Raw genomic sequence first — 2962 nt, 5'->3', positions numbered from 1 at the left:
ATAGATGGAGCAATTAAAAGATAGGCCAAATATCTGTATTTTTTAGCAAACTTACTATTCAATCTGATTACCCCCGTTTTTATAATATTTTGAATTTTTTTTGTGAAAATATAATAACTCCACATCAGTATATTTCTCTATTAGTTTGAAAAGACCTGCTAAAAAAATAGTAAAACTTTAAATTCTTTAACAATACTTTAACATCAAATTAATATATTAGATATTTGTTTGTGTTATTATAATAATCAGGTGATAGAGTGAAAATCTGGTTGCAAACCTCCGAGGAGGGTCAAATCAATACAAGTGAAATAATATTCGAAATTGACAAACAATTTAATAAAATATATAATTATGATAAGCTAATAATAAAATTTTGTAATTTTTACTCATCTTTTACATCTTAATTTATTAACTTAAAAAGCTTATATAAGGGGGGATTAGTTAAAATTAAAAATTTTTGACTAAAAACTAAAAAAGGAGTGAGTTATTTAATGAAAAAATTAAGTTTTTTGATGGTGATTGCTCTTACATTTATCCTTACTTTTGCTGTAGCGGCCCAGGAACCAGTGACAATTGAATTCTGGCATGCTATGGGAGGTTTTAATGGTGAAATAGTAAACAACTTAGTAGAGAGCTTTAATGAAAGTCAAGATGAAATAATAGTTGAAGCACAAAACACAGGTAGTTATAATGATACTTTGACTAAAACTCAGGCTGCTGTACAAAGTGGTTCAGCTCCACATATTATTCAAATTTATGAAATTGGAACTCAGGTAATGGTTGATAGTGGTATCATTATTCCTGTAGAAGAGTTAGGAAGAGATGTTGCACAGGACACAGAATTTGATTGGGGTAAATTTTTAGTTCCTGTTTCTAATTATTATAATGTAAATGGTCAGCTAAATTCTATGCCATTTAATTCATCAACACCTATTTTATATTATAATAAAGATGCTTTTGAAGAAGCAGGTTTAGATCCAAATAAACCTCCACAGACCTTTGAAGAGTTAAAAGAATATGCTCGTAAACTTACAGTTAGAGATGAAGATGGAGATGTTGAACGTTACGGATTTACTTTAGGTATCGTCGGTTGGTTTGTTGAGCAAATGGTGGCAAATCAGGATGCTTTACTTGTGAATAATGAGAATGGACGTAATGCAAGAGCAACTGAATCATATTTAGATCAGGAACCTGCAGTTAGATTTATTGAACTATGGGAAGAGATGGTTGATGAAGGTATCATGTTAAATCCTGGTCGCGGATGGGATGGAGCAAAACAGGCTTTCTTATCTGGTAGATCAGCTATGATGATTGAATCTACAGCACAGGTTACTAACTTTACTGAAAATGCTAAAAATGATGGATATGAGTTAGGAACAGCTTTCCTTCCACGCCCAGAGGGTGTAGACCGTGGTGGAGTTGTAATTGGTGGTGCTAGCCTTTGGGCAGTAAGAGATCATCCAGAAGAAGAATTAAAAGCAGCCTGGGAATTTTTAAGTTTCTTATCTGAGATGGAACAGCAGGTATATTGGTTTGAAAATACCGGTTATTTCCCAGTAACTAAAGCAGCTGTAGAACATGAAATGAATGGACAGTTTTTTGCCAAAAACCCAAATCATTTAACTGCTTTTCTTCAGTTGCTATTAAGTAAAACAGCTCCTTCTACTCAGGGGGCAATGATTGGAACTTTCCCTGAAGTAAGACAGATTATAGAAGAAGCAGTTGAAAAGACTCTACAGGATGATTTAACTCCACAAGAGGCAATGGATGAAGCTGCTTCTAGAGTTGATAGATCCTTAGAACAATACAATTCGCTTTATGAATAAAGATTAAAGTTAGTTATAAGAAAATTATTTTAATGAGTATTACTCCCCTTCCTCATTTTTTTGGGGAGGGGGATTTTTCTAGTTATTTTAAAATTTTATTATAATAAAAACATGTCAGAGGAGGTAGAAAAGTTGAAAGAACAAGATTATGACTCTCATTTTTCTGTTCCATATTTATTAATTTTGCCTTCGATGGTAATTTTAATGCTTTTTTTATACTGGCCGACAATTCAGTCAGTTGTTTTAAGTTTATATAGAACTGCTCCATTTGGGTCACGTAGAATCTATGCTGGTTTTGATAATTATATTAATTTATTTACTGATCCATCTTACAGAGCTAGTCTTCTAAGATCTGCTGTATTTGTTTTGATTTCTATTTTTGGTGGTTTAGCTATTTCTTTAGTATTATCAGTGTTAGTTAATCAAAAACTGAAGGGAATAAAAATCTATAGAACTATCTTTTTTATCCCATATGCTATTTCACCAACTGTTGCTGGTTCACTCTGGGTATTTCTTTTAAATCCAGTTGCTGGGCATATTAATTATTTTTTAGATTTATTCTTTAATTTTCAAGTACCATGGTTAACAAATGGTTTTTTTGCTTTTATAGCCATCATTATTGCTACTATCTGGAAAAATATGGGCTTTAATATTATATTTTTTCTAGCTGGGTTACAGTCGATTCCAGATAGTGTTTATGAATCAGCCAAAATTGATGGAGCAAATTCTTTTCAAATTTTTAGAAAAATAACGATTCCATTACTTTCTCCAACTACATTTTATTTAATAATTATGAATATTATCTTTACAATTTTCCAGTCTTTTGGAATTGTAGATATTATGACACAGGGTGGCCCGGCCGATTCTACAAATATTGTAATTTATAAATTATATAGAGATATGTTTGTTAACTTCAGACCAGGGATGGCAGCTGCTCAATCTGTTGTTTTGCTTGTTTTAGTTTTAATTGTGACCTTTTTCCACTTCAAATTTGGAAGTAAGGGAGTTCATTATCAATAAAATATTATTTCATTATTAATCACTAGCATTGCATAAAAATATTTAAGAAAAGTCAAGTTCTGTTTTTAACGAAAATACTTGCTTAAAATAGAAAAACTCCTTATAATTGGGATTAG

General features: G+C 31.3%; 2 protein-coding genes. Both read left to right on the top strand.

Annotation, left to right across the window (positions count from 1 at the left end; translation table 11 throughout):
* Positions 1–491: 491 nt before the first annotated feature.
* Positions 492–1826: an ABC transporter substrate-binding protein gene (locus CI949_RS19305; RefSeq protein WP_290769433.1), complete on the top strand. Its 1335-nt coding sequence runs from the start codon at positions 492–494 to the stop codon at positions 1824–1826.
* Positions 1827–1958: 132 nt separating this feature from the next.
* Positions 1959–2846 carry a carbohydrate ABC transporter permease gene (locus CI949_RS19300; RefSeq protein WP_290769431.1) on the top strand — a complete coding sequence of 296 codons (888 nt, stop codon included), beginning with the start codon at positions 1959–1961 and terminating at the stop codon, positions 2844–2846.
* Positions 2847–2962 lie beyond the last annotated feature (116 nt).

This window comes from Halanaerobium sp. (genome assembly GCF_003070835.1).
This window is presented reverse-complemented; position numbering and strand designations above follow the sequence as displayed.